This is a genomic window from Chryseobacterium sp. SIMBA_028 (assembly GCF_046535285.1).
Taxonomy (GTDB): Bacteria; Bacteroidota; Bacteroidia; order Flavobacteriales; family Weeksellaceae; genus Chryseobacterium.
Window position 1 is genome coordinate 1 of record NZ_JAWRWZ010000642.1, and the last position, 249, is coordinate 249.

The 249-nt window shown below is 38.2% G+C and carries 1 protein-coding gene; it reads right to left on the reverse strand.

Annotated elements, in window-relative coordinates; all coding sequences use genetic code 11:
• A partial coding sequence (locus SCA31_RS24805; RefSeq protein ID WP_410699613.1) for a hypothetical protein occupies positions 1–249 on the reverse strand: 249 nt, incomplete at its 5' end.

Here is a 249-nt window from a genome sequence, read left to right on the forward strand (position 1 = left end):
TTAAATCTCAACAGATCTAAAGAAACCATCGACACTATCACCGGTGCCGCTATCATATTTCAGGATGTATTCTCCTTTTTGGTTAACGCTGAATTCTTGAATGAACGTTTTCCCCGCATTTAATGTCGTAGAGGATAAGAGTGTATTCCCATTAGGATAATTAATGGTGAATTTGAAAGATTTGCTGCCGTCATTCGCAACAAAAACTCTGATTTTTCCTGGAGAGCTGCCTTGATAGTTGAATGAAAC